Raw genomic sequence first — 26,906 nt, forward strand, 5'->3', positions numbered from 1 at the left:
TTAACCTTTGCATAGCACATTCATTTACTTGTAACTACTTGTAATTTTATTATTTTTACTTATAATTACTTATAAAAGGATACCATTTAACTATAATCCTGTATTTTCGATCACGGGCACATCTCTCTTAACTTTTATACGTAAAAACATGGATAATGCACAAATGTATTGATTACCGGAACAAGAAGACAAACGAATGCTAAAAAAAGAAAGGAGATGAGTATCATTTATCAAGAAGAACGACTGTCAGCAATCCTCGATAATCTGCAAGAAGCACGCAGCCTATCTGTGGCAGATATCTGCCGGCTTTACAATGTCTCACGTGACACGGCTCGTCGTGATATTGTCAAGCTCACAGAGCAAGGCGCCGCAATCCGAACGCACGGGGGCATCGCTCTACAGGATTTTCAAAACAAAATATTAGCGTACCGCGATCGTTTGCAGGCCTATTCCGACATCAAAATGCGCATAGGGAAAAAAGCGCTCACCTTTCTGAAGCCTAATGGCTATTATTTTTTCAATGCTTCAACAACCATTTCCTGTATGGTGCGTCAGATTGATATGCCCATTCACGTCTTTACACAATCGCTGGATGTTGCTGAATTGTCATCTCAGAAAGAAGGCGCAGCAGTTCATGTGTTTGGCGGGAAGCTAAATCTCGAAAATCGATTCTTCTTTTCTGCGGAAAGTATGAAGCAAATGGAGAGTATCCACTTTGATGCAGCATTTCTCGGGGCGGCGGCGGTCGCCGATGACGGGGTCTATTATGAGGATGAAGAAGATGCCTGGATCAGCAGGATCATATCAGAGCATTCCAATCAGATGGTTATCCTTACAGATCATAAAAAATTCAATCAGAAAAGCAGATTTAAAGCATTCGATTGGAGTCATGCAGATGTTCTGATTACCGATCGTGCACTTACCGAACGATTTCAAACTTCACTAGAAGCGCAAGGCGTTCATCTCATTCTCACCGATGAAACAAAATGAAAGGCGTTTATTTATTTTCAAAGGGAGTGGATTTATATGCCGATTCAGTTGATTTTCAGTGATATCGATGGTACGTTGATCAATTCAGAGCATGTCATTACGAAGAAAACCGTCCAGGCAATTAAACAATGTGCAAGCCAAGACATTCCCTTTATTCTCATTTCAGCGCGAATGCCGAGCGGAATTATTCCCTTACAACGACAGCTCGGCTCGCTTGACCCAATTATTTGTTACAGCGGGGCGCTTATCGTCGATCAGAATGATACTTCAAGTGAGCCTTTGCTCTCTGTCACAATGAATCCGCAAAGTGTACAGTTTGTCTATCAGCAGATTTGTAACCGTTTCCCTAAAATTAGTTTTTCTGCATACAGTTTCAATCGATGGCTTGTCCCAGAGAAAACGGATGCTTGGATCGCTCAAGAAGAGGCCATTGCACGCACCCCTTCATCTACTTATGCATTCCAAGATCAGGTACCGGAAAGTCTGCCGCCGATTCATAAACTATTGTGTATGGGTGATCCGGAAGATATTGACCAATTACAGACTGTTCTTTCTGAAGCAACTATTGATGCCGTATTTTATAAATCAAAACCGACCTATCTGGAAATCATGGCAAAAGATGTCAGTAAGGCAAACGCGATGCGCGAAATAATGATTCGTTATCATATAGCTCAAGAACATACACTCGCCTTTGGCGATAACTTTAATGATGTACCCATGCTTCGATTCGCTGGGATCGGTGTAGCGATGGGTAATGCCCCGGAACAGGTAAAAGGATCGGCTGATTTTGTGACGCTCTCTAATGATCAAGACGGTATTAAAGCTGCCCTTGAGCGATTAGGCGTGCTTACATTGAATTATTGAATCGATTCGTTTGCAAGCTGATTCATCCAGCGATCCAAGAAGTCAAACAAGATCGATTTATTCTGCTGAATCAATCCGAATCGGCCGCATAAGTCTGGAATCCCCTGGATATACTTTCCGGCAACCAGTTCATTGCGCGAATGTTCAATAATTTCACGAATGTTTTCCTCGCCAACTTCCAAATGAAATTGCAGACCCACCACCCGTTTGCCGTATAGAAACGCCTGATTTCGGCAGCCTTTGCTGAAGGCCGCATGCGACGCTCCTTGCGGAAGATCGAAGGTATCTCCGTGCCAATGAAAGACTATTATCTGCTTGGGCATGCCTAAAAATGGCAGCTCCGGCTTATTCACAAGCGAGATCGGAAACCAGCCGATCTCTTTTTCTTTTCCAGGATAAACATTCGCCCCGAGACATTCGGCCAGAAGTTGCGCGCCAAGACAAATGCCCAAAACAGGAATATTCTTCTGAATCGCTGTTTTGGTCCATTCCTTTTCTCGCTTAAGCCACGGATAGACCTGTTCGTCGTCACAATTCATGGGTCCCCCCATAACAATCAGCAAGTCGATTTTTTCAAAATCAGGCTCGACAAAGTTATTTTCATAAAAACAGGTTCCTGTCAATTCATAGTGGCGCTGCCTGCACCATTCAGAAATAAATCCCGGTTTCTCAAACGAAACATGCTGAAAAAAATGTACACGCATCTTGCCCATCCTCTCATTACGATACGATTTGTGCACGCGATCGCGTGTTGAAAATACGACAAAGTCCGAAAAGGAGTTCGTTCTCCCCTTTCCGGACTTAAATAATCTTACGTCAATCGAAAAGATCCCCGAGCATATCCATCACTGATTTCTTTTTCTTTCTGCGCGGCTCATAATCTCTGCCTTTTCTCTTATCATAATATGAATCTTCCTTATAGTCACGGTCTCTGTAGCTTTTCTGTTTCTTTTCGTCATCATCTTGTTCGTACCAGTCATTGAATGGACGACGTACTTCCTTCACTCGAGTGGATAATTTATCTAACTCTCCTCGATCCAGCCAAACACCTTTGCAATTTGGGCAAGTGTCTATCAGCACACCGTCTTTTTCAACTTCTTTCATGCGGACATCATCGCATACCGGACAAAACATGGCTTCACTCCTCTTTTAGGCTTCATCATTATTTTATCAAACATCTGATTAAAACGCGCTCACTAAACTTCTTCTTTGCGTGCCCTCATTTAAGTCACCGAATCGACACGATCTTTTGAATAAATGTTAACAAAAAAGTCATAACTAATGTGTAAGCGTTTACATCTGTTATTATATAATTAACATGTGCTCAAGGATAATATGTTCAATTAGTCGACCATTTAAATGAGGAGATGAACGGCATGGAAGCAGTAGTAGAAGAAAGCAAGTACGGATCTGCGTGGGACGGATTTGTTGAAGGTATTTGGAAAAATGAGATTGATGTACGCGATTTCATCATGAAAAATATACATGCATATAAAAATGATGAATCTTTTCTGGCAAGACCAACAAAGAATACAGAACTTCTATGGAAACAGGTAATGGAGCTTTCCGAACAGGAACGGAAAAATGGTGGTGTTCTGGACATGGACACCGAAATTGTTTCAACGATCACCTCTCATCAACCAGGATACTTAAACAAACAGTTGGAGAAAATCGTTGGCGTGCAGACCGACGCACCGTTCAAACGTGCGCTGATGCCTTTCGGCGGCATTCGTATGGCGAAGCAAGCCTGTGAATCTTATGGATATAAGTTAAATGATGAAGTAAATCATGTCTTTACCGAATACAGAAAAACGCATAATCAAGGTGTTTTCGACGCATACACGGACGAAATGAAGTTGGCTCGCCATGTCGGTATTATCACCGGACTTCCGGATGCCTATGGCCGTGGGCGTATTATCGGTGATTATCGCCGCATCGCTCTGTACGGCATTGATTTTCTGATTGAACAAAAGAAAATTGATAAACAAAGCACTGGCGGTAAAATGAGTGAAGAAGTCATTCGTCTGCGTGAGGAACTGACGGAACAAATTCGTGCGTTGCAGGATATTAAGAAAATGGCTGCAAGCTACGGGTTTGATATTTCTAAACCTGCAGCAAATGCACGTGAAGCATTCCAGTGGCTGTATTTCGGCTATCTGGCTGCTGTTAAAGAACAAAATGGCGCAGCAATGAGCCTAGGCAGAACGTCATCATTTCTTGACATTTACATTGAACGTGATCTTGCAAATGATGTGCTTACTGAAGAAGAGGCACAAGAACTGGTTGACCACTTTGTCATGAAGCTGCGTCTCGTTAAGTTCGCCCGTACGCCTGAGTATAACGAACTGTTCAGTGGCGACCCGACCTGGGTTACCGAATCAATTGGCGGCATGTCGGTTGACGGGCGCACACTCGTGACGAAGAATTCATTCCGATTCCTTCATACACTGGAGAATCTCGGACCTGCTCCGGAACCAAACCTGACTGTACTTTGGTCAAAGCAGCTGCCTAAGCAATTCAAAGAATATTGTGCGAAAATATCAATCAAGACAAGTGCCATTCAGTATGAAAATGATGATTTGATGCGCGTACAATACGGCGATGATTATGGCATTGCCTGCTGCGTATCGGCAATGCGTATCGGGAAACAAATGCAATTCTTCGGTGCTCGTGCCAATTTGGCAAAAACACTGCTCTATTCGATTAACGGCGGCGTTGATGAAATCAAAAAAGTGCAGGTAGCGCCTGCTCTCGCACCGATTACAAGTGATGTATTGGATTACGATGAAGTGATGCAAAAATTTGATCGTATGATGGATTGGCTTTCGGAACTTTATATCAATACACTGAACGTTATTCACTTCATGCATGACAAGTATTCCTATGAACGAAGCGAAATGGCCCTGCACGATACCCATATTCTGCGCACGATGGCGACAGGTATCGCCGGTCTCAGTGTTGCGGCAGATTCACTTAGTGCGATCAAATATGCAAAAGTTCACGTACAGCGCGATGAAGACGGCTTGGCAGTCGGCTTTAACATTGAAGGAGATTTCCCTAAATACGGCAACAACGATGATCGTGTTGATACAATTGCTGTGGATCTCGTTGAACGCTTCATGAATAAATTAAGAAAAGTGGGCACATACCGTGATTCTGTTCCAACCTTATCAATTCTTACGATCACATCAAATGTCGTTTACGGCAAGAAAACCGGCAGCACTCCGGATGGACGCTTACGCGGCGAAGCATTTGCTCCAGGAGCGAACCCGATGCACGGACGTGACAGCAAAGGCGCCCTTGCCTCCCTGTCATCCGTTGCAAAACTGCCTTACCGCTACTCACTTGACGGCATTTCAAACACATTCTCCATTGTGCCGCAAGCACTTGGAAAAGATGATGTCGCTCGTGAAGCAAACCTTGACGCTATGCTAGACGGATATGCAGTCAAAGGGGGTCATCACATTAATATCAATGTGTTTAACCGCGAAACACTGATTGATGCCATGGATCATCCTGAAAAATATCCTCAGCTGACGATCCGCGTTTCAGGATATGCGGTCAACTTTATTAAACTGACTCGTGAACAACAATTGGAAGTCCTTCACCGGACCTTCCACAAGTCGATCTGATCAGTTCCTGTTTAAGAAAGGAGGTGCCGTACATGGTTCTTGGCTCTATTCACTCCATTGAATCGTTCGGTACGGTTGACGGACCCGGCATTCGGTTTGTCGTTTTTACCCAAGGATGTCCGCTCCGATGCAAATATTGTCATAATGTCGATACACGAGCGATCGGCACCGGCAAACAAATATGTGTTGATGAAATCATTAATGAGCTGAAGGATTACTTGCCGTTTATTCAATCATCGGGTGGAGGAATTACCGTCAGCGGAGGCGAAGCCATGCTTCAAATTCCGTTCCTCACTGAATTGTTTAAGGCGTGCAAAGCAATCGGTGTGCACACGGCGCTCGATACATCCGGATGCTGTTATGTCGATGCTCCGTTCTTTCATAAAAAGTTCGATGAGCTAGCTAAATACACTGATCTCGTGCTGCTTGATATCAAAGAGATAAACTCCGAACGTCATAAATGGCTGACCGGACAGCCGAACGAACATATCTTGGCATTTGCCCGTTTGTTATCTGAAAAGCGGATTCCGGTATGGATTCGGCATGTGCTCGTACCAACGATTACCGACTCCGAAGAGGATCTGACAGAGCTCGGAACGTTTATCAACACATTGCAGAATGTGGAGCGCGTGGAAATCTTGCCCTACCATCAATTGGGCGTCTATAAATGGGAAGCAATGGGAATCGACTATCCGCTCAAAGGCATTGAATCGCCAACAGATGCAGAAGTGACACGTGCCGCGCAATTAATTCAACAGAACATGACAAAACAACTCGTTGCCATGCCTCAGTGACCAGTAAAATAATAATGACCTTGCAGAATGTTCCGCAAGGTCATTTTTTATTGCATACATTTTCACTGTTTCGTGTACTGCCTAATTTTCGGCGGAACGTAATCAGCTATAAATGAATGAATCTTTTCAATCGAATCCGTAATGAGTACTTTTGAACGATCCGCTTGTGACAGAAAACCTTCTTCGACCATCTGATCAAAAAAGCGCTGCATCAGATCGTAATAACCATTCACATTGAAAAAGATGCACGGAGAATCATTCTCCCCTACCCTTGCCCAAGAAACTGCCTCGGAAATCTCCTCAAGTGTTCCAGGTCCGCCGGGAAGCGCGATACAACAATCAGCCAGATCCATCATTTTTTTCTTTCGTTCATCCATGTCATGAGTCACAATAAGCTGATTCAGACGATCATGAGCAATTTCCCGATCCACAAGAAATTGCGGAATTACACCGATCACGTTGCCACCGTTTTCCAGCACCGTATCGGCCACAATGCCCATCAGTCCAACTTTTCCACCGCCGTACACAAGTTCATAACCATTATCGGCAATCCACTTTGCCAGTTTCACCGCATTTTTTTCATAAACAGGATTTGTCCCCTTGCTTGCCCCGCAGTAGATTGCTATTTTTTTCATTTGGGTTCACCTTCTACTATAAAAATGATATACGTTCACTATATCATAATGAAAGATGGGCTTATGCACAATTAAGAATCAATACTCATTCACTCTAAGTTTCTTGCAACACGTCTAAATCAATAATATGATTAAGAAAATATGATGAATAGACAAATGCAAATCCGTTGGAGGACGATTGTTTGAGCACATTATTACAACAAATAAAAAACAGATTAGATCATTTATCAGAAGCCGAAAAAAGCGTTGGCCGCTACATCGCACAATATCCTGAACTAGTACCAAGTATGACTTCAAAGGACCTTTCCATCAAAGCGAATGTTAGTGAGGCAAGCGTCGTTCGCTTTTGCAAATCAATTGGTGCTGCAAACTTCAAGACTTTTAAATTAGAGCTTGCCAAGGAGCTTACTGTCTCAAGGGAAGATCTCACAGATTTCTCAAGCCTTCAAAAAGCGGATGCTCCATACGATCTTTTTTGCAAGGTTACACAATTGAACAAGCAAGCCATTGAATCCATTTTACTGTCACTTGACCGTAAGAATTTTGAAAAAGCAGTCACTCGTCTGAAAACGGCTGATCGAATTATTTTTTATGGTGTTGGAGGTTCGTCAATTGCAGCAATGGATGGAAGTTACAAATTTTCTCGTCTTGGATATCAGTCAACGATGATTTCAGATTTCCATCAAGTCGCAGCAACAACCCCATTTCTTACCTCTTCTTCCGTTTTTGTAGCTGTCAGCATGTCTGGAAAAACGAAGGATGTGCTTCAGCTTGCACAACTCACAAAAAATAAAGGTGCAAGTGTTATAGCTATTACTAACGCCGACCATTCTCCCTTATTTAAAGTTTCAGATATTCAATTGTGCACACCGCCTGTCGAGCAGGATTTCCGTATTGGGAGCATTGCTTCCACGATGACCCAACTGAATATAATCGGAGCACTCTATCTGAGTGTTTTTCACTTATCAAGCGAACGGCTTGTGAATCAATATAAGGAGGCCCGTGAAGCCATTATCAGATTTCGCAGGTGACCTCAATGTTATATTTTTTTACATTGTTTGAAAGTTTATTTCACTTTTTTTCTAATTTATATTGACTTTTTGTTTCAATTTAATAGAATATTATTAATAAACATAATAAAGAGAACAGAAAAGGTGTGTATACAGTGACTGAAAAACTCACGACTGAACGCCGCAATCAGAACACGATGAACCTGGATACCATGTCACTTCATGAACTCTTAGCGTTAATGAATCATGAAGATCAAACAGTTCCTCTCGCGATAAAGAATGCACTGACGCCGATTGAAGAAGCCGTTGGTCTTGTCGTTGCTTCTTTTGAGTCTGGAGGGCGGTTAATTTACATGGGTGCAGGAACCAGCGGAAGACTGGGAGTCCTCGATGCTTCGGAATGCCTGCCAACATTCAGTGTCTCCCCAAGCATGGTGAAAGGCCTCATTGCCGGGGGAGAAAGAGCACTGACAAGAGCTGTTGAGGGTGCGGAAGATAGTGAACAACTTGGAGGTGAAGATCTTAAGAATCAATCGGTTGGACCGGCGGACACGATCATCGGTATTGCAGCGAGTGGAAGGACCCCTTATGTAATCGGAGGACTTAAGTATGCACGAAGCAAAGGGGCGAAAACGGTTAGTCTCTCATGCAATACAAACGCGGCAATCAGTCGTTACGCCGATATTGCTATTGAAATTGCAACCGGGCCAGAGGTTCTGACCGGATCAACCCGTCTGAAAGCGGGAACTGCACAGAAACTGGTCCTCAATATGATTTCGACAGCTTCTATGGTCCGGATCGGGAAAGTGTATGGGAATTTAATGGTGGATGTCCAACCATCGAATCAAAAGCTGATTGCACGTGCCAAACGGATCATCATGGAAGCAACAGGTGCTGATCTTGAAACAGCTGAAAAACAATTTGAAAAAGCAAAGCACAATGTTAAAACAGCGATCGTCATGACTTTACTTCAGTGTTCATATGATGAAGCCATAGATCGACTGAATCGTGCAAAGGGATTTGTTCGCACAACTTTGAAGGAGGAATGAACGGTATGAAAAAGGAACAGCAGATGGCCACTTCTATTTTGGAAAACATTGGAGGAAAAGATAATCTTCAGAAAATCATGTTTTGCCAAACACGTTTACGCCTCTCAATAAACAAGAAAGACAATGCGGACTTAGCAGAGTTAAAAAAAATTAATGGTGTCATGGGTGTCGTTGATGATGATACGTTGCAAATCGTTGTCGGACCGGGAACGGTTAACAAAGTAGCGGATGAACTCAGTGCATTGACAGGACTTGCTATCGGCGAAGAAAAGAATCCAGATGATCTTACACTTGAAGAGCAGGCTGCAATTAATAAGCAAAAGATTAAAAGCAAAACTAAAAAGACACCAATTAAGCAATTACTAAGAAAGATCGGCAATATTTTTATTCCGCTCATTCCCGGACTCGTTGCTTCCGGATTAATTAATGGAATTGCAAACTTTGCAATTAATGCAGGGGCTGACCCTAAATCAACATTGTTGTCTATTCTTGTTTTAATAGGAAGCAGCCTCTTTACCTTTCTCGCCATTCTCGTTGGCTGGAATACTGCAAAAGAATTTAACGGAACACCTGTACTCGGTGCAATAATGGGCATGATTCTCTTCAATCCTGCACTCGCGAACATTACTATTTATGGAGAAGCACTGACACCTGGGCGCGGAGGATTATTCGGAGTCATCTTTGCTGCATGGCTAATCACTGTAGTTGAAAAGCAGGTACGTAAAGGTGTGCCAAACAGTGTTGATATCATTATTACTCCTTTGATTTCATTGCTTGTTGTCGGACTTCTTTCTCTATACGCCATTCAGCCATTATTCGGAGTCTTTACAGACGGCATTACAAATGGTATTCAGGCAATACTGAATGTTGGCGGTGTTGTTGCAGGTGCCGTTCTCGCCGGTTTCTTCCTGCCTCTCGTTATGGTTGGACTGCACCAAGGGCTGACACCAATCCATCTCGATTTGATTCACCAGTTTGGATATACTAGCCTTCTTCCAGTGCTTGCAATGGCCGGAGCTGGTCAGGTTGGTGCAGCGATTGCCATTTATGTGAAAACGAAAAATCAAAAGCTTCGCAACAACATCAAAGGCGGTTTACCAGTTGGATTTCTGGGAATCGGCGAACCACTCTTATACGGGGTCACGTTGCCTCTTGGCCGTCCGTTTGTAACAGCATGTATCGGTGCTGCATTTGGCGGAGCATTCCAGGCAGTCATGCATACAGGAGCAGTCGGCATCGGTGTATCAGGGCTGTCACTCATTCCACTGATTGCTCAAAATAAATACGTTTACTATTTTATCGGCCTTGTGATTGCTTATGCCGCAGGTTTTATCTTCACCTACTTGTTCGGATACAACGAAAAAATGGCGGAAAACATTAAATAATTCCAACGGTACAATAATATGAGAAATGGAGCGGCTAACCTGCACGCTTCATTTTTTATTTAGATTATAATTGAAGGATCGGGCAAATTATCATCTTAACAGATAAGTTAGCACAATGACTGAACAACAATTTCTCTAATTAAATCAACGATGGGAAGTGAACAGAATGCTCGGTTTTTCCGTTTATTTAAGCAAGTCAATTAAAGAGCAGGAAGAAAAAATCACACGGTACAACACGTATGGCTTTGAAATGATCTTTTCATCACTGCACATACCCGAAGAAAACGCGAACGTATATCGGGAGAGACTCTATAAACTAGGTGCGCTCGCAAAAAAATTGAAGATGAATTTAACGATTGACGTCGCCGCAGATTCTTTAAACGTTCTTCAGCTGAGTCTCCATGAAGTTTATCGATTAAAAGAACTGGGCATAAGCGCGCTTCGTTTAGATGACGGATTTAGTGAACAAACGACCGCTCAACTGTCCAAGCAAATTCCAATCGTATTGAATGCAAGTACCCTAACTTCTTCCATGCTGCAAACCATGAAAGATAAAGGTATGAATGTGGAACAAGTAACAGCTTGTCATAATTTTTACCCGCGTCCGGAGACGGGACTTTCGCGTCGTGCTTTTCGAGAATGTAATCATGTGCTGCGGAGTGCCGGGCTGTCTATTGCCGCTTTTTTCCCCGGTGATAAAGAAAAACGCGGTCCGATTTATCAAGGATTGCCGACACTTGAAGATCATCGTACACTGACTCCATTTGCTTCTCTATTAGATTTAGATCACGAATCAGTGGATGATCTTATTCTTGGTGATCCTGACATGAGCAATTGCAGCCTTAAGCAAATCGCAGCATGGAAGAACGGTATTTTTCTGTTGCATGCCCGTCGTCAAGTGGACGATCTTCCTTTACTTCGGGCTATTGCTGCACCTCAATCCAACCGTCCTGATGAAGCACGAGACTGTATTCGATCGCAGGAATCCAGAACATTGCACCTTGTAGAGACACCTGTTCTTCCAAATCATCATTTCACGCCAAGAGCCCTCGGTTCGATTACGATCGATAACAAGCTTTACGGAAGATATCAAGGCGAGATTCAGATCACAAGACGCGACCTCCCTGCGGATCCAAAAGTAAATGTCGTTGGCAAGATCATTGACGAGGACCTGCCAGTGCTTCCATTTATCCGTGGAGGTGCAAAATTCCAAATTGAATGGCTTGCATAGATCGATGTCTCGATAGAGACTCCTATCAAATTATTTAACAAGCAGATTAAGACAATAAATCATTTTGTACGCTTATATTCTCTGCATCTATTTAATAATCGGAGCATAGACAAAGTTTTTTCGTTCGCTTTGAATGATTACGTTGCTGTCATTGAAGTCTGAGTCCTGATCCAGTTTTTCACTAGCAATCAATGGCTTTTCATTCTTCGTTATTTGAGGTGTTACCGGAGGATGGATCATCATTGGGATATAAAGCATGGATACAATAAAAAGAAGACTGACTAATCTAATGCTGTGTTTTCGGACGAAACTCAATTCGCTCAGCTCCTTAGCATGATTGGCTTCCTATAATCAAGTTTAGGAGAGAAATGTGAAGAGGGTTTTAAGCGGTAATAAAGATTGAGTCATCAAAAAACAGTTTCCTCTTTATGGGGAAACTGTTTTTAACTGTGCAATCAAATTGTATTTAAGAATCTAATCTTTTTCGTCTCATTTCACCATTTTCAAAGCTGAACAGGACGGGATGATCTTCAATATAGGTTTCCAGATGAACGGTACGCCCCCACAGCTGCACAAGATACTTGAGAACGCCTTCAAGATCTCGAACATCGAGCTCCGTTCCCTCATAGCGATGTTTTAGAAGTAATTCACCGTTGTTCCTGTAATCGCCGTTCTCAACAACGATATAAGGAAATCCGCCGTTAATACGCATGGATACAAGCTGATCACGAACATTTTTCCAATCCTTGTCTGTTATGGCGTATTTGTCGCCTTTCTTCTCAAATAAAAACAAGTCTTCTCGTTGTACGAGCCCTTTAGTTAAATAATTTCGGATGAATGACTGGTCAGATTCAAGTTCCCTTACTTCAAAAATTTTCTCCCGACCGGAGCCTTCCTGCACGCCGAATGAAGCCATCTCTTCATTCGGATGATTATAACGTTCTTCAATATCCTCAAAAATTTTCAATCCGAGATAATAAGGATTCAGACTTTGCTGTGAAGGCTGAACGACCTGCGCGTTCAACTTGGCAAACTCGACGGCCTCGTCGGATGTCAGATCAAGTTCTCGCATGATACGCGCGTGCCAATAGGAGGCCCAGCCTTCGTTCATGATTTTTGTCTCCAGCTGTGGCCAGAAATACAGCATCTCTTCTCGAAGCATCGTCAAAATGTCCCGCTGCCAGTCCTCCAGCACCTTGCTGTATTCTTCAATAAAAAACAACAGATCCTTTTCCGGACGATTTGGAAATTTGGTGTCTTCCGTTTCTTCTTCAACACGATTATCCGTGTCATCCAAATTGAGCAGATCCTGATACTGTGACAATGGTTTTTTCCTCTTCTTCACAGGCTTACCCGGTTTGCTGTCCAGCCAGTCGCCTTTACGTATAATACGCGGGTCCACATGCTCCTGAATTGCCAGTACTGCATCAATAAATTTCTCTACGTTCTTGCTTCCGTATTGCTCTTCATAGTTATGAATTCGTTCCGCAGTTGCACTCATACTTTCAACCATATCGCGTCTCGTGTTGATGAATCGGACATTATTTTTAAAGAAATCACAATGTGCCAGCACATGGGCAACAATCATTTTGTTTTGAACCAGGCTGTTGGTATTGAGCAGGAAAGCGTAGCATGGATCGGAATTGATGACTAATTCATAGATCTTGCTCAATCCCAAGTCATATTGCAGCTTCATTTTGTAAAACTGTTTACCGAAACTCCAGTGAGAAAATCGAGTCGGCATGCCATAGGCACCAAATGTATAAATAATTTCCGCGGGGCAAATTTCATACCGCATTGGATAAAAGTCAAGTCCGAATCCTTCTGCAATCTCCGTAATCTCATCAATCGATCGCTCAAGCTCTTTATGATCATCTTTTTTCATCGGATCGCAGCATCCTTTCTGTGCCATAACCGCTAGCTAGGCGCAATGACTTTATTCTTCATCATATGAACCTAGCCTGCCGGATTATACCCGGCAAATGCCTAGAAAAGCATCACCGAATGAATGATACAGAAAAAGCGTGACGTAAAAAAAGAATAAGCCGGTTGACTTATCCCTTTTTGCGTTTGACTACTGAAGTTGCATGTTTTCTCTTTGATTGACTGAGAAGCCAGCGATTTAAAAGTGAGCGAATGTGTTCTGAATCATTCGATGTTAATTGGTGATCGTTCGAATAAATGATTTGTTCATAACGCTCCGTGAGCCGCAACAGTTCTGCTCCGGCATTCGTTCCCACACGTTCTGCATATTCACGCAAAGTTTCAGATTCTGAACGTTTCATCCCATCAAACTGGAGTAATAGGAGCAGCATCCGGTACATTTTCTGGAAATCCTGGGTACTGCTGAGCGGATTCTTTTGAACTTTCCTTATATAAATGGCACGAAGCCACTTTTTTCGTGTCAACCAGGCAGCAATGGCACCGATAAGCAGGACAATCATTGTCATCCAGCCAACGTACTGCCAGTGAATCATGAGACCGGATGTTTTCTTCGCAGAATGACTTTTCGTCTGAGCATTCTCTGCTTGCTGATCCGTCTTATTCTTTGTCTGCTGATTTGTTTGTTCGTCTTGCTGTGATGAAGCATCTTGCTGATCTTCAGTTGTTTCCGACTCTCCGGATGACTGATCAGCATTTGATTGCGATGATCCGCTGTTTGACGAATTGGCGGCAAATTGACTCGGATCATTGAATGAAGGTGTAGGCTCAAATGTCACCCAGCCACTCCCTGGAAAATAAACCTCTCCCCACGAATGTGCATCTGCGTTGGTAATTTGATATTGGGTCAAATTGACCGTTTTGCCGTTGACTTTTTCTTGAAGCTGTTGCTGATAATCGCCCGAAGTAAACCCTTTTACCCAACGGGCAGGAATTCCTGCCGATCGAAGCAGGACAACCATCGCCGTTGAAAAATTATCGCAGTATCCTACCTTCGATTCGAAAAGAAACTGGTCAACATAATCCTGATTACGAGATGGTCGAGGAATATTGTCCGTCGAATATCTGAATCGTGACGACCTTAAATAATTAACGACCGCTTTCACCTGATCGTACCGATTGCTTTTCCCCGCTGTCAAACGTTGTCCAAGTTCGCGCACGCGAACCGGCAAATCCTGTGGTACTTGAAGATAGCGATCCCGGATCACCTCAGGATCACGTTCGGTAGTCGTCCTCCTCAGAACGTCCGTTTGATAAACAGGTTCTGCATAATCCAAGATTTCTGAAGTCGCCTTTTTTTCATCGATAGTCTGCAGCTGACCGGTCAGCTGTTCGACTTTCAGACGTTGTCCGGGCACTTCAACCCACTGTGGTTCACCGGTATAGGGCAAGATTGCCGGACTCGAATTTTCAAAGTGAAGAACTGCCGTCTGATTATTTGTTTTCGTTTGCGTTCCATACAAGGACAGCATCGTAGAAAATGCAGTCCGATCAGATGCCGGTAAATAAAAGTGATCGCTGTCACTCCAGCCGCGGCCGGTGTAATGATCCTTGTGCGCTACTCGCCAATAGCCCGGATTTCCGCTCACCGCCGCTGTAAACAGAGGGGTTTGATCCATACTAATGGATCCGCCGAGACTTGTGTCATCTTCATCATAACCGATTCGTTGATTTCCCGAAAAAAAAGAGCCGTTTTGAAAAAACGTAAATCCCAATCCGCTCAAATAGCTTGATGGAGCAGTCCATTGGCTGTTTGGCTTTGGAATAAGTAAACCCGCAATTAACAGAACAGCAATAGCAACACCCGATATAGCAAACCAAGGCAAAGTATTCTTCAGCTTTTTTTCTCCGAAATGATTTAATGAGAAAAGCTGCCATCTGTAAATACTGAGCATAGAAAGTGCAGTCGCAAGGATTGCTACAATTGACTTATTGCCATTATAAAACGTCAATGTGTCGATGAGCACACTGCTTATAATCGCAAGGATTACAAAAAAAACAAGCTTGCCTCTTCGCAGCCAATGCCTGACAGCAAAGGTTATCATGCCGAAAAGAATATAGAACATAAAGGCACTAAATAAATCCGTCAACTGCCCCATCTCACCTTGCCAGAGATGCCCTATATTCGCCCCTATATCAGTACTAAGCTGAATAAGCCAATCGAAACTCAGCAATGGATCATTAGGAAAGAAATAAAAGTGCACGGCATGCAGAATCATCAGCCCGCATACCGACGCGCAAAGCCATCCCGGAAGCTTCAGATAAAACATCAGCACCATCACTGCGATAAAAAGAATGAGCAGTGCTCTTGAATTCAGGATGGTCAGTTCGATGAGCGGTTTCGCACACAGCCACAAGAGAAAACCAGCAAACGCGTAAATGATTGCATTTGTCAATTTTATAAATAGTCGCTCACTCAAAGTATTCACCTGCCTTCATTTACCTCAATGATTCTGAACCTAAACCAAGAGGATTTAAAACGGTTCAGGCCACTTTCGTCAGTTTTATCAGAAATGTAGTACATGACTTGCTGTTGTTTGTTGCTTGACGCAAAGGTACCGATCGCTTCAGCAAGCCGTGCATCGGTAGTGACAGCATAGCCTAAATAACGTCTCTTTCCAGACATACGCACATCTTCAATTTCCAGCGCCTGATCCTTGGTAAGCTTTGCTAAAGCCGCATAGGCAGCATTCAAACTCTGCGATGTGTTACTTTGAAGGACTAATGGCACTTCTCCTGCACGATACGTGAGCCGGACGGTAAATCCATGCCCAAGCAATGATTTAACAAGAGATGCAGTATAAGAAATTGCTGTTTCAAAGCGTTCATCATCCTCTTGCCTTTGCGAAACCAAAACAACAGAAGCTTTTCGTTCGTGCTCGGGTTCAAACTGTTTAGTGACAAGGGCATTGGTTCTGGCCGCCGACTTCCAGTCCAGCCAAGAAGGACGATCATTAGGCCGGTAAGCACGAACGCCTGAAAAGTTTGCCGAGTCCGTCTCTTGAGATGAGGCATATCCACCTTGTCGCGGCATTTCTAATTCCGCCATTGAAAGCTGCCGCACCCTTGGGTAGACATAGACGACCGTTGCCTTCTTAAGCAGAACCGTACGTCTGAATAATCCAAAAGGATCTCCAAGCTCCAAGATGATTGTATTTAAATGATACGTTCCTCTCTGCATATGCTCTGCCGCAAGTGGAAAGCTCTTCTCTCGTGTGAACCAAGTAAGTAATTCTGCCTTATTCGTTGAAATAATTGAGGACGTTTGATCCGAGCGTTCGTAAATAGTCATGAGAAAAAAAGGAACAGCCCAGCGTCTTTTCAAACGAACAGTCAAATAGAGTGTATCTCCAGCAAATAAGCGCTGGTCGTTAATTATGCGTTCGGTCTTAATTGACTGAAATGGGTACAAGAAAAGCAAATAGTGATAAAGGACAAGGGGAACATATGTGTAGAAAAGAAACCAGCTAAGGAACCCTCCCTGTGTGAATGCAAACAGGAATAGGAAAACAGCGATAATTGATCCAACGGCTACAGACAAAATTGATCGCAACATTCTTTTGTTCAACCAAAGACCAATCATTTAACGAATTCCTTTATATCCACCGGAACCTTCGTTTTGCGGACAATCTCTTGAATCACTGAAAATGCATCCGTATTTTCATAAACAGCTTCTTGATTAAGAATGATGCGATGAGCGAGAACATAAGGTGCCACTGTCTTGACATCGTCAGGAATCGCATAATCACGCTGTTCAATAAATGCACAGGCCTGAACTGCCCGAAGCAAGCCGATGGTTCCCCGAGGGCTCACACCGAGTGCGATCATTGAGTGTTCGCGAGTCGTCTGAACAATGTCCATTAAGTAATTTTTCATATCCTCGGAAACATAGACGGAAGCGGCACGGTGACGCAGTTGAAGAACTTCGTCCACAGTCAGAATTGGGGTTAAACTGTTAACCGGGTTTTGATCGGGCGTCCGATTCAACAGCGAGAGCTCGTCCCTTCGAGAAGGATAGCCAATGGATAATTTTAATAAGAAGCGATCCAGCTGAGCCTCCGGTAATGCATACGTTCCTTCATATTCAATCGGATTTTGTGTTGCCATGACAAAAAAGAGTTTGGGGAGCTGCCTTGTGATCCCATCAACGGTAACACGTCTCTCTGCCATACCTTCGAGCAATGCCGATTGGGTCTTAGGCGATGTGCGGTTAATTTCATCAGCTAGAATGATGTTACCCATTAATGGTCCCGGACGAAATTCAAACCGTGCCTCTTTTTGATTGTAAATAGATAAACCAGTGATATCCGACGGCAGCAAATCCGGTGTGAACTGAATTCGTTTAAAATCTGCTCCGATTGATTTCGCAATGGCACGAACCAACACGGTTTTTCCAACCCCGGGTATATCCTCAATTAATACATGACCACCGGCAACGAGTGCAATCGTCATCAACTTTACAATTTTTCTTTTTCCGACAACAACTGTTTCCACATGGTCAATGAGTTCTGAAATCATTTGATGTGCTTCACTATTCGAATTCATAAGTTACCTCGATTCCACAGTTTTCCGATTTGTTCAATCATTAATTCTATTGTACAGAAAATAATTTTCGAATTCCAAAAATCAGCATTACAATGGCCTAAATCTTATATTTTCAAGGCAAACCTTTCCCCAAAGTTAAGTCGTAAAGAGCTTATGTTTTTCATAAATAATCCAATAAAGCCTAGAAAAAAAGAACACACGATAGGTTTCGTCTGTTCTGAGTCTTTTATGATATCAACTTGTATTTTTATGAGTTACAACTGGCTTTTTAATTGTTCGGCAGAAGCACTCAAGGTCTCCACACCTGTACTTAATTGTTCTGTAATTAACGCAAGCTCGTCAATGCTGTTGTCCGTAACTCCGGATAGTGAATTGTTTTGATCTGCAGATTCAATAACAAATTCAAATTTCTCCCCAGTATGCATGGATTCTTCCATGCTTTTTTTAATAATCGATGTCGTTTTATCGAGAGAAACAACAACTTGACCGGTTACCGTCGTTGATTTCTTAATTAACTCGGAAATTTGAACCATCGCGTGATTCGTTTCCTCCGCCAATTTTTGAATTTCCTGGGCAACCACAGTGAACCCTTTGCCGTATTCACCTGCCCGTGCCGCTTCAATTGCTGAATTAATCGCCAAAATATGGGTCTGTTCGGAAATGTCCTTAACCAATAAGGTTACCTGACCAATTTGCTTTGACGAGTTTTCCAGCTCACCGACCATTTTCCCCATTTCCTGAACGGAGCTGCTCGCAGCCATCACTTCAACAAAAAGTTGCTCTAACTGATTCTGTCCCTCAGAAGCATGCTTCTTTGCGTCTTGGGACATCTGATTCCGCTTTTTAGAGTTCTCACGGACAACTTCAAACTGTTCGAGCAAATGATGGACCAACTGATCACTTTGTTCAGACAAATGAGTCAGCTGGTTGCTGACCTGCAGGATCGCAGTGCGCAGATCTTCACGCCCGGTTTCATATTCCCGCTTCAATGTCTTTTCATATTCCTCATCGTAGGCTTCGAGAACAATTTGCTGTTCAAAGCTGATCATTTTATTAATGGAACGAATTACACGATCCGCTTCTTTTGTCTCTGGGACATGAGTCAAGACAATGGTAATCAGATTCGAGAGCAGATTTTGAAAGGTTCCCATGTAATAGGGAGGGGTCAACCCAATGCGATAATGCATGATGCCGACACGATACCTGCGATCAAGAAATGCTTCATCTATGACACCTGAAAAAAGTTCCATGACGTGCGTCGCAAGTGTTTTGCTCAGTTTCTCTACAGTGCTATATTTTTCAATGATCTTCCTCAATGACTCAATTTTGGTAAAGCTGGAGTAAAATTCATAGGCCATTCGATCAATTTCTTCTTCTACAAAAGGCCTCATCATTTTCATAATTTGAAGGTCATATTCTTTAATATCCAGCATCTCAAGCTTCTCAGCCACATGCGCATCCGAGATGTCGATGAGGACATCTTCCGATTCCGCCTTCTTTAGCCACGACCCTTTATTCTCGCTTCTTTTTAACAAAGGCATTCATGCCCCTCCAATCCCCCTCGTGATTCAATCACGACGAAAAAAAACCGATCTCAATCATTTTAAGTAACTCTTTTAATTGAAATAACCCTTTAACTAGTTTACCAACTCTGTCTTCTAAAAAGGGCAAGTTCACATTTTAGTCAATCATTTCATGCCAAATATTTATTTGAAAAATCATTTTCATCGAGCGGACGGCTGTAATAGTAGCCTTGAATTGCGCGACATCGGCACGATTCAATTGCACGCAATTGCTCCTTAGTCTCAATTCCCTCAACAATAACATCGATCCATAGATGTTCAGCCATCGAAACAATTGCGGTTACAATCGCTTGATCTTGATTACTTTGTGCAATATCCATCACAAAAGAACGATCAATCTTTAACTGATTGATCGGCAGGCTCTTCAAATAGCTGAGCGAACTGTATCCAGTACCGAAGTCGTCAAGACTGACGCCTACTCCCAGTGCCCGAATTTCTTTTAATAGCCTGATGGATCGTTCCAAATCCTCTGCCATCGTTGATTCAGTAATCTCCAGCTCAAGATATTCAGGTTGAAGACCGCTTGCTTCTAACGCGAAGCATACCCGTTTGACTAACGAATCATCATGAAATTGATTAAACGAGAGATTCACAGAAATGGGTACTTTGGGAGTACCGCGATCCTGCCACTTCTTCATTTGCCGGCAGGCCTCGTCAAGCACCCACCAGCCAATGTCACGAATTATTCCTGTTTCTTCAGCAACCGAAATAAAAGCGCTTGGGGGAACGATGCCGCGTTCCGGATGTTCCCACCGAACCAAAGCCTCTACACCAATCAGTGCGCCGGTACATGCGTCAACCTGAGGTTGGTAATATAACACAAATTGATGATTATATAATGCGGATTGCAATTCATTTTCCGTATTCAGCTTCATAAGCAGCTTCTGGTGAAGTTCATTATTATAAAAGAAAAAACTTTCTCTGCTGCTTTTCTTTGCCTCTCTTAGTGCTGCTTCCGCACTCGCCAATATTTGAATGCTCGAACGTCCATCATACGGAAATTGTGAGATGCCGATACTGAATGTTGCATAGATCTCTTTTCCGTCGATATGGTAGGGCTGTTCGGTTGTCCGCAATAATGTTTCGATGAGATGTGTCAAGCCGCGCTTATTCAAGCAGTCTCTGCAGATAATCATGAATTCATCACTGCTGATCCGATACAATTCTGCATTGAAGTCTTTAAGAGCTCCCTTCATTCTCCCGGATAAAGCGATCAACAGTTCATTTCCTATCTGTCGACCGAAAATTTCATTAATTATTTTTAATCGGTCGACATTTATTTTCAGTAATGAGAACGACCGATTGCTATTTTTATATCCTTTGACCAAATCGACAACCGATTCTTCAGCAACCAAATTATTGGGAAGCCCGGTCAGTGCATCATGATAGGCTCTGAAGCGAATAACCTCTTCTTTTTCAAGTTCACGTTCATGCTTCAGCTGCTGATAACGTTCCAGAATCAATTGCTGCTCTAGACTTAGAAATTTATCTAAAGATTCGGATAGAAATAAAGCTTGTTCAGGATGATTGACCTCATGTTCGACCGCTTCAATAAGCGCTCGACGGTACAAACTAAAAAGAGCAATTTGATTTGCAATGCTTAGCTCATGGTCAAGAAAAAAAACTGCATTTTGCTCGCAATGTACTAAAACGCTCCGATCAAGAGACCCGTTGAAAAGAAGCCGAGTTTGTTCTGCATACATATTTTTCAAGTATTCTTTTGTCTTTTGAGACGGAACCGTGCTCTTTATTTTATATAAATCGAGTACATGTTGGCTCATTTGATTGACAATGTTAACGTAATAATTCATAAGATATGGACGCATCCATTTCAACAGTTGCAGATCCAGTTTATGAATTTGTGCCAGTCGAATCCGTTTTAGAACAGAATGATCTGTGATCGATTGATCAGTGATCTGCTTCTCCACTTCCTTCAGCCATCTGTCTCGATTAAATTGCTCACTCATTTCGTATCCACCCTCATTGTGTCTTCGCTGCTGTTCGTTCATGTTTGAGAGACATACTCACTTTCTTTATCGTCACATGAAGTGAAAATGTGAATATGTTTTGCGTGCAGATCTTGCTGTTTTTAAACTATTTATAAATGATTCAATCCACTTGCGTTGTCGAAGTAAAGCATTGACGAATCCCAAATTCCATGTTAGTATTCAAATTAACTTAATTAAACTCTTATTAAGAGCGGCGGAGGGACTGGCCCTGTGAAGCCCGGCAACCTTTCATTTTATGAAAAGGTGCTAATTCCAGCAAGATTGGTATTTTAGAATCTTGGAAGATAAGAGGGTGCGGATGATAATTCAGGCCTCTCTAAAATAGAGAGGCCTTTTGTTTTTCCCCCTCGAAAAATTTGTTATGCAGATTACAGGAGGATGAAGACATGGGTAAAGTATTAAGTGCGAATCTCGGATACCCGAGAATCGGCGAAAAAAGAGAATGGAAAAAGGCACTTGAGCAATTTTGGGCCGGTAAAATTTCGAAAGAAACGTTTCTAGATACGGTTAAAACACTGCGCTTAAGCTATTTGAAAAAACAAAAAGACATTGGAGTTGATCTGATTCCCGTTGGAGATTTCAGCCTTTATGATCATGTCCTTGATACGGCTGTTCTTTTCGGTTTAATTCCCGACCGCTTTAAATCAAATGAAAAAGAACTATCGCTTGAAACATACTTCTCAATTGCTCGTGGAAACAAAAATTCAGAAGCATCGGAAATGACCAAATGGTTTAATACAAATTATCACTACATTGTTCCGGAAATCAGCAATGAAACCAAACCTTATCTGACGGAAAACCGCCTTCTTAATTTGTTTAATGAAGCAAAGAATGAGCTCGGTATCGTCGCCAAGCCCGTTATTGTCGGACCGGTGACGCTGTTAAAGCTGTCAAAGGGTTATGATCCAGATCATTTTAATACACTGCTTGACGCACTGCTTCCATTGTACGTACAGGTGTTTCAAGAACTGAAAGAAGCCGGGGCTGAATGGGTGCAGATCGATGAACCTATTCTTGTCAAGGAACAGAGCAAAGAAGATCTTGCTGCGTTCGCGAAAGCCTACCATTTTATTAAAAATGGTGTGCCTGAACTGAAGCTTCTTCTGCAAACCTACTTTGAGGCGATTGATGATTACGAAGCTGTCGTTCAATTGCCCGTTGACGGTATCGGTCTTGATTTTGTTTACGGCAAAGAAGAAAATTTGGCATCGATCAAAGCCTATGGATTCCCTGAAGGCAAGGTACTGGCTGCAGGCGTTGTAGACGGTCGAAATATTTGGAAGACAGATTTAAAGGCGACACTTACTGAACTGCAGACACTGCTCTCATCAGTTAAGTATCACGAGAATCTGTGGGTCACACCGTCATCAAGCCTGCTCCATGTACCGGTCACGATCTCAAATGAAACCAATCTTGATCCTGTGCTTCTGAACGGTCTTTCCTTCGCCGATGAAAAGTTGACCGAGGTCGTTTACCTTACGAAAGGGCTTAATGAAAGCGAAGCCGCCATCTATGGTGCCCTTCAGAAAAACAGTGCAGATCTGCAGACACTACAGCAATCCGAACACCGCAACAATAAAGAAGTTCAAAAAGAAATTGATCAATTAGACGAGGAACTGCCGTCACGCCCCGGCTCTTATAAACTTCGTCAGCAAGTGCAAGCCGATGCCTTCAATCTGCCACCACTGCCGACGACAACAATCGGGAGCTTCCCTCAGACGAAAGAAGTTCGTCAGGCCCGACGTAATTGGAGACGCGGCGAATGGTCCGAAGAACGCTATGAGCAATTTATTAAAGATGAAACGGCGAAATGGATCGAAATTCAGGAAGATCTCGGAATTGATGTCCTCGTCCATGGTGAATTCGAACGAAACGACATGGTTGAGTACTTCGGAGAAAAGCTGAACGGATTTGCCTTTACGCGTTTCGGATGGGTTCAGTCCTATGGCTCACGTTGTGTTAAACCACCGCTGATCTTCGGAGATGTATCATGGCAAGATCCAATGACGGTGAAGGAAAGCGCCTATGCTCAGTCACTGACAAATAAGCCGGTAAAAGGTATGCTTACCGGACCGGTCACGATCTACAACTGGTCGTTCGTCCGCGACGACATCAGTCAAGGAGCTGTTTTCAACCAAATCGCGCTCGCTTTAAAGAAAGAAGTGCACGCACTTGAAGAAGCGGATATCCGCATGATTCAAGTTGACGAACCAGCACTTCGAGAAGGTCTTCCGCTTAAGGAAGATAAGAAACCAGGCTATCTGCATGATGCCGTCTATTCATTCCGGCTGGCAACATCATTTGTTAATAATGACACACAAATTCATACGCATATGTGCTACTCGGAATTTGATGAAATCATCGACACCATCGACGCGCTGGATACCGATGTGATTTCAATTGAGGCAGCACGCAGCCATGGTGAAATCATTTCTGCCTTTGAAGATTTCGAATACAAAAAAGGCATCGGTCTAGGCGTCTATGACATTCACAGCCCACGTATCCCTAGCGTAGAAGAAATGAAGTCCTACGCAGAACGCGCGCTTAAGGTGCTTGATCCTAAAATCGTCTGGATCAACCCGGACTGCGGCCTCAAAACACGCCGTCCCGAAGAAACGATCCCCGCGCTTAAGAACATGGTGGAAGCAGCCAACGAGGTTCGCAAAGAACTCAGCAATACAGTAGGAAAATAAAAAGCTATAAATAATCAAAGAGGCTCACCTCAAAGTCGAAAAATGACTTTAGAGGGGGCCTCTTTTTTTACTTGCTAAAAATTAATCGTGACATACACAGGTTTGATCGTTCAGTCATTCACCAATTCTCCAATATAAACCAATCCATTTGAACGATGTCCATTCATTGTTGTATAGACGACCTTCTCGTACTCCAGACGTTCAAAAGAATCGCTCCATTCTTTCACACGCTCATCACTATGATGTCTCAAGACTGCACCATCTGAGAGTTCAAACACTCCATAGGTTTGATATTTATTCTCATAGTTCTTATAGCGGCATAAATTTCGTTCATCATTATTTAATAGGAAGTCATTAATATAAATGATACCGTTGGGCTTTAGAACCCTCTTTATCTCATCTAGAATGGCATCCTGTTCTTGACTTTTATAAACACAAGTAAGAACAGCAAATAATAGCACAGCATCAAAGGTATGATCTTCGAAAGGTAATTGACCGCTTGTAATTAAAGCGACGTTTAAATCATTGCTGCCATTTGATTGGGCACGTTTAACCATTGCTTCCGAGAAATCAACACCAAATAAATGAGTGAACTGATGCTCCTTTAACTCAAGCAAAGTTCTACCGTAACCACAACCATAGTCAAGTATCTTCGCGCCTTTATCTACATATTTAGAAAAAAGATCAATTTGAAATGGAGTCGTAAATTGTTTTTCGTCTGCAATACTGTTCCAATAGTCTTCTTGATTTAGCATGCTCTTCCTCCTTTTTCTATAATTTAAAAGAGCCCAACGGCTCTTTTTTTCTTACATATTATGACTGGAATCGCGAAGCTCGATTTTCGGATGCTTCTGCTGAAACCAGCGCAGAGAAAAGTCATTTTCAAAAATGATAACTGGGCGGTCCTTATAATCAGAAACGACCAGATTATTGGAATTACGACGAAGCGCATCTGCTTCCTCTCGATTAGCAATCCATTTCGCCACTTGATGCGGCATACGTTCAATATCAAGATCAACGCCGTATTCAGCCTGCATTCGATAGACAAAAACATCGAATTGCAGTGTCCCGACCACACCTAGGATCGTCTCTTCATATTGCGTTTTATACACCTGAATAGCGCCTTCTTGAGCGAGCTGGCTGACGCCTTTCAAGAAGTGCTTTTGCTTCATCGCATTTTTCGCGCGCACCTTAGCAAAGTGTTCAGGGGAGAATTGCGGGAGTGCACCGAAATTAAATGTATCCTTCGACCGGCACACGGTGTCACCGATTTGATAAAATCCGGTATCATAGAGTCCGACAATATCACCCGGATACGCATCATCAATCAATTCACGACTGTCAGCAAAGAATTGCTGCGGCTGCGCAAGCTTTAACTGTTTGCCGGTCCGATCGAGATATACGCCCATCCCTTTTTCGAATTTACCGGAAACAATACGCAAAAATGCAATTCGATCGCGGTGTGCCGGATTCATGTTCGCTTGAATTTTAAACACGAATCCGGAAAAATTAGGATCGTCCGGCTGAATAATGCCTTCACTTGACTGACGCGGCTGCGGTTGCGGTGCCAGCTTCAAATAATGTTCCAGAAAGGTCGGTACACCGAAACTTGAAATCGCACTCCCGAAAAATACCGGTGTCTGCTTGCCTGCTTTGACAGCTTCCAGATCAAAATCGTTTCCTGCCTCATCCAACAGCATCAAATTTTCTTCAAGCTGATTGAGTGTATAATCGTCGACCGTGTCCTTTAATAGTTCAGACAGTTCATCCACTTCACTTAACGCTTGAACCTGACGTTCTCTCTTATCGTTATACCATTCAATTTTATGTTCCTGCCTGTCATAGACTCCACGGAATGACTGGCCCATGCCAATTGGGTAGTTAACCGGGTACGAATCAATACCGAGCACATTCTCGATCTCTTCGAACAACTCAAGTGGTTCTTTGCCCTGTCGATCAAGCTTATTAATAAATGTAAAAATCGGAATTCCCCGGTCGCGGCAGACCTTAAATAATTTGATGGTCTGTGGTTCGACACCCTTTGCCGCATCGATAATCATAACTACACTGTCGACAGCCATCAGTGTTCGGTACGTATCTTCACTGAAATCCTGGTGCCCAGGCGTATCAAGAATATTTATTTTGTAGCCACCGTATTCAAATTGCATGACACTGGAGGTCACCGAGATGCCCCTCTTCTTCTCCAGTTCCATCCAGTCTGAAGTCGCGAATTTTTCGGCTTTGCGTGATTTGACCGCGCCTGCCGTTCGAATGGCACCGCCAAGCACCAGCAGCTTTTCAGTCAGCGTCGTTTTACCGGCATCTGGATGAGATATGATGGCGAATGTACGACGCCTTTTTAATTCCTGCTGTAACTGATTCATTTTTTCCTCCTATAAATTTCACTCTTAACATTCGAATCATTAATTAAGGCAAAAGAAATCCCTCCGTAAAAAAGGCACTCGCATGCAGAATAAAATGGCTTTAACCATTTTATTCCGTCACTTCTGCTGCGAATGCTTTTCAATCATTCTATGTTAATTAT

General features: G+C 42.9%; 21 protein-coding genes and 1 riboswitch. Of the genes, 9 read left to right on the forward strand and 12 right to left on the reverse strand.

The annotated features are described in order from the left end of the window. Nucleotides 1–216: 216 nt before the first annotated feature. Together AC6F33_RS12390 and AC6F33_RS12395 are read left to right on the forward strand one after the other, a co-directional pair. Nucleotides 217–990, forward strand: a complete 774-nt coding sequence (locus AC6F33_RS12390; RefSeq protein WP_255745958.1) for a DeoR/GlpR family DNA-binding transcription regulator — start codon at nucleotides 217–219, stop codon at nucleotides 988–990. 36 nt (nucleotides 991–1,026) lie between these two features. After that, on the forward strand, nucleotides 1,027–1,854 hold the full coding sequence (locus tag AC6F33_RS12395) for a Cof-type HAD-IIB family hydrolase (RefSeq protein WP_255745960.1): 828 nt from the start codon (nucleotides 1,027–1,029) through the stop codon (nucleotides 1,852–1,854). Here AC6F33_RS12395 and AC6F33_RS12400 read toward each other — a convergent pair. Further along, a complete protein-coding gene (locus AC6F33_RS12400) occupies nucleotides 1,848–2,558 on the reverse strand; it encodes a type 1 glutamine amidotransferase (RefSeq protein ID WP_255745961.1) in 711 nt (236 codons plus the stop codon). The genes AC6F33_RS12395 and AC6F33_RS12400 overlap by 7 nt on opposite strands. 112 nt (nucleotides 2,559–2,670) lie before the next feature. Further along, nucleotides 2,671–2,988, reverse strand: coding sequence for a TFIIB-type zinc ribbon-containing protein (locus AC6F33_RS12405; protein ID WP_255745962.1), 318 nt, complete (start codon nucleotides 2,986–2,988; stop codon nucleotides 2,671–2,673). Between the two features lie 242 nt (nucleotides 2,989–3,230). Between AC6F33_RS12405 and pflB the strand changes: the two genes are divergently transcribed. Both pflB and pflA read left to right on the forward strand, forming a co-directional pair. Then, on the forward strand, nucleotides 3,231–5,486 hold the full coding sequence (pflB, locus tag AC6F33_RS12410) for a formate C-acetyltransferase (RefSeq protein WP_500777176.1): 2,256 nt from the start codon (nucleotides 3,231–3,233) through the stop codon (nucleotides 5,484–5,486). Between the two features lie 32 nt (nucleotides 5,487–5,518). Beyond that, nucleotides 5,519–6,280 carry a pyruvate formate-lyase-activating protein gene (gene pflA, locus AC6F33_RS12415; protein WP_500777177.1) on the forward strand — a complete coding sequence of 254 codons (762 nt, stop codon included), beginning with the start codon at nucleotides 5,519–5,521 and terminating at the stop codon, nucleotides 6,278–6,280. A gap of 62 nt (nucleotides 6,281–6,342) precedes the next feature. Here pflA and AC6F33_RS12420 read toward each other — a convergent pair whose 3' ends face one another. Further along, a complete protein-coding gene (locus AC6F33_RS12420; protein WP_500777178.1) occupies nucleotides 6,343–6,915 on the reverse strand; it encodes an LOG family protein in 573 nt (190 codons plus the stop codon). A 182-nt stretch (nucleotides 6,916–7,097) separates the two neighbouring features. Here AC6F33_RS12420 and AC6F33_RS12425 point away from each other — a divergent pair, with 182 nt between their 5' ends. The 4 genes from AC6F33_RS12425 (at nucleotide 7,098) to AC6F33_RS12440 (ending at nucleotide 11,590) form a co-directional block, all read left to right on the forward strand. After that, nucleotides 7,098–7,946 carry a MurR/RpiR family transcriptional regulator gene (locus AC6F33_RS12425; protein WP_255745967.1) on the forward strand — a complete coding sequence of 283 codons (849 nt, stop codon included), beginning with the start codon at nucleotides 7,098–7,100 and terminating at the stop codon, nucleotides 7,944–7,946. A 134-nt stretch (nucleotides 7,947–8,080) separates the two neighbouring features. Then, nucleotides 8,081–8,974, forward strand: coding sequence for an N-acetylmuramic acid 6-phosphate etherase (gene murQ / locus AC6F33_RS12430; RefSeq protein WP_255745968.1), 894 nt, complete (start codon nucleotides 8,081–8,083; stop codon nucleotides 8,972–8,974). Nucleotides 8,975–8,979: 5 nt separating this feature from the next. After that, nucleotides 8,980–10,359, forward strand: a complete 1,380-nt coding sequence (locus AC6F33_RS12435; RefSeq protein WP_255745970.1) for a PTS transporter subunit EIIC — start codon at nucleotides 8,980–8,982, stop codon at nucleotides 10,357–10,359. Nucleotides 10,360–10,525: 166 nt separating this feature from the next. Further along, nucleotides 10,526–11,590: a DUF871 domain-containing protein gene (locus tag AC6F33_RS12440; protein ID WP_255745972.1), complete on the forward strand. Its 1,065-nt coding sequence runs from the start codon at nucleotides 10,526–10,528 to the stop codon at nucleotides 11,588–11,590. A gap of 87 nt (nucleotides 11,591–11,677) precedes the next feature. Here the strand turns inward: AC6F33_RS12440 and AC6F33_RS12445 are convergent, their stop codons facing one another. The 7 genes from AC6F33_RS12445 to AC6F33_RS12475 form a co-directional block, all read right to left on the reverse strand. After that, the gene (locus AC6F33_RS12445) at nucleotides 11,678–11,905 is read right to left on the reverse strand and encodes a hypothetical protein (RefSeq protein ID WP_255745974.1); all 228 of its coding nucleotides are present in this window, start codon (nucleotides 11,903–11,905) and stop codon (nucleotides 11,678–11,680) included. Between the two features lie 151 nt (nucleotides 11,906–12,056). Further along, nucleotides 12,057–13,475, reverse strand: coding sequence for a SpoVR family protein (locus AC6F33_RS12450; protein WP_255745976.1), 1,419 nt, complete (start codon nucleotides 13,473–13,475; stop codon nucleotides 12,057–12,059). Nucleotides 13,476–13,644: 169 nt separating this feature from the next. Beyond that, nucleotides 13,645–15,951, reverse strand: coding sequence for a transglutaminase TgpA family protein (locus AC6F33_RS12455; RefSeq protein ID WP_255745977.1), 2,307 nt, complete (start codon nucleotides 15,949–15,951; stop codon nucleotides 13,645–13,647). Nucleotides 15,952–15,956: 5 nt separating this feature from the next. Continuing rightward, on the reverse strand, nucleotides 15,957–17,087 hold the full coding sequence (locus tag AC6F33_RS12460) for a DUF58 domain-containing protein (RefSeq protein WP_255745978.1): 1,131 nt from the start codon (nucleotides 17,085–17,087) through the stop codon (nucleotides 15,957–15,959). Between the two features lie 23 nt (nucleotides 17,088–17,110). Further along, complete coding sequence (locus tag AC6F33_RS12465; RefSeq protein ID WP_255745980.1) at nucleotides 17,111–18,076, reverse strand: AAA family ATPase; 966 nt, start codon at nucleotides 18,074–18,076, stop codon at nucleotides 17,111–17,113. A gap of 254 nt (nucleotides 18,077–18,330) precedes the next feature. Further along, the gene (locus AC6F33_RS12470; protein ID WP_480948485.1) at nucleotides 18,331–19,617 is read right to left on the reverse strand and encodes a protoglobin domain-containing protein; all 1,287 of its coding nucleotides are present in this window, start codon (nucleotides 19,615–19,617) and stop codon (nucleotides 18,331–18,333) included. A 152-nt stretch (nucleotides 19,618–19,769) separates the two neighbouring features. Further along, nucleotides 19,770–21,626, reverse strand: coding sequence for a putative bifunctional diguanylate cyclase/phosphodiesterase (locus tag AC6F33_RS12475; RefSeq protein WP_500777179.1), 1,857 nt, complete (start codon nucleotides 21,624–21,626; stop codon nucleotides 19,770–19,772). A 220-nt stretch (nucleotides 21,627–21,846) separates the two neighbouring features. Further along, nucleotides 21,847–21,959: riboswitch (SAM riboswitch) on the forward strand. A 95-nt stretch (nucleotides 21,960–22,054) separates the two neighbouring features. On the opposite strand from AC6F33_RS12475, the gene metE reads away from it, so the two are divergent. Next, nucleotides 22,055–24,361 carry a 5-methyltetrahydropteroyltriglutamate--homocysteine S-methyltransferase gene (metE, locus tag AC6F33_RS12480; RefSeq protein WP_255745984.1) on the forward strand — a complete coding sequence of 769 codons (2,307 nt, stop codon included), beginning with the start codon at nucleotides 22,055–22,057 and terminating at the stop codon, nucleotides 24,359–24,361. A 110-nt stretch (nucleotides 24,362–24,471) separates the two neighbouring features. Here the strand turns inward: metE and AC6F33_RS12485 are convergent, their stop codons facing one another. Both AC6F33_RS12485 and AC6F33_RS12490 read right to left on the reverse strand, forming a co-directional pair. Next, complete coding sequence (locus AC6F33_RS12485) at nucleotides 24,472–25,116, reverse strand: class I SAM-dependent methyltransferase (RefSeq protein ID WP_480948488.1); 645 nt, start codon at nucleotides 25,114–25,116, stop codon at nucleotides 24,472–24,474. 51 nt (nucleotides 25,117–25,167) lie between these two features. Next, on the reverse strand, nucleotides 25,168–26,745 hold the full coding sequence (locus tag AC6F33_RS12490; RefSeq protein WP_480948489.1) for a peptide chain release factor 3: 1,578 nt from the start codon (nucleotides 26,743–26,745) through the stop codon (nucleotides 25,168–25,170). Nucleotides 26,746–26,906: the final 161 nt, after the last annotated feature.

The organism is Sporolactobacillus sp. BBK16-2, assembly GCF_059878335.1.

Excerpts from the sequence above, each read along its gene's own strand:
- AC6F33_RS12390 (WP_255745958.1), top strand. The coding sequence starts at position 217 with ATGAGTATCATTTATCAAGAAGAACGACTGTCAGCAATCCTCGATAAT.
- AC6F33_RS12395 (WP_255745960.1), top strand. The coding sequence starts at position 1,027 with ATGCCGATTCAGTTGATTTTCAGTGATATCGATGGTACGTTGATCAAT.
- AC6F33_RS12400 (WP_255745961.1), bottom strand. The coding sequence starts at position 2,558 with ATGCGTGTACATTTTTTTCAGCATGTTTCGTTTGAGAAACCGGGATTT.
- AC6F33_RS12405 (WP_255745962.1), bottom strand. The coding sequence starts at position 2,988 with ATGTTTTGTCCGGTATGCGATGATGTCCGCATGAAAGAAGTTGAAAAA.
- pflB (WP_500777176.1), top strand. The coding sequence starts at position 3,231 with ATGGAAGCAGTAGTAGAAGAAAGCAAGTACGGATCTGCGTGGGACGGA.
- pflA (WP_500777177.1), top strand. The coding sequence starts at position 5,519 with ATGGTTCTTGGCTCTATTCACTCCATTGAATCGTTCGGTACGGTTGAC.
- AC6F33_RS12420 (WP_500777178.1), bottom strand. The coding sequence starts at position 6,915 with ATGAAAAAAATAGCAATCTACTGCGGGGCAAGCAAGGGGACAAATCCT.
- AC6F33_RS12435 (WP_255745970.1), top strand. The coding sequence starts at position 8,980 with ATGAAAAAGGAACAGCAGATGGCCACTTCTATTTTGGAAAACATTGGA.
- AC6F33_RS12440 (WP_255745972.1), top strand. The coding sequence starts at position 10,526 with ATGCTCGGTTTTTCCGTTTATTTAAGCAAGTCAATTAAAGAGCAGGAA.
- AC6F33_RS12450 (WP_255745976.1), bottom strand. The coding sequence starts at position 13,475 with ATGAAAAAAGATGATCATAAAGAGCTTGAGCGATCGATTGATGAGATT.
- AC6F33_RS12460 (WP_255745978.1), bottom strand. The coding sequence starts at position 17,087 with ATGTTGCGATCAATTTTGTCTGTAGCCGTTGGATCAATTATCGCTGTT.
- AC6F33_RS12465 (WP_255745980.1), bottom strand. The coding sequence starts at position 18,076 with ATGAATTCGAATAGTGAAGCACATCAAATGATTTCAGAACTCATTGAC.
- AC6F33_RS12470 (WP_480948485.1), bottom strand. The coding sequence starts at position 19,617 with ATGCCTTTGTTAAAAAGAAGCGAGAATAAAGGGTCGTGGCTAAAGAAG.
- AC6F33_RS12475 (WP_500777179.1), bottom strand. The coding sequence starts at position 21,626 with ATGAGTGAGCAATTTAATCGAGACAGATGGCTGAAGGAAGTGGAGAAG.
- metE (WP_255745984.1), top strand. The coding sequence starts at position 22,055 with ATGGGTAAAGTATTAAGTGCGAATCTCGGATACCCGAGAATCGGCGAA.
- AC6F33_RS12485 (WP_480948488.1), bottom strand. The coding sequence starts at position 25,116 with ATGCTAAATCAAGAAGACTATTGGAACAGTATTGCAGACGAAAAACAA.
- AC6F33_RS12490 (WP_480948489.1), bottom strand. The coding sequence starts at position 26,745 with ATGAATCAGTTACAGCAGGAATTAAAAAGGCGTCGTACATTCGCCATC.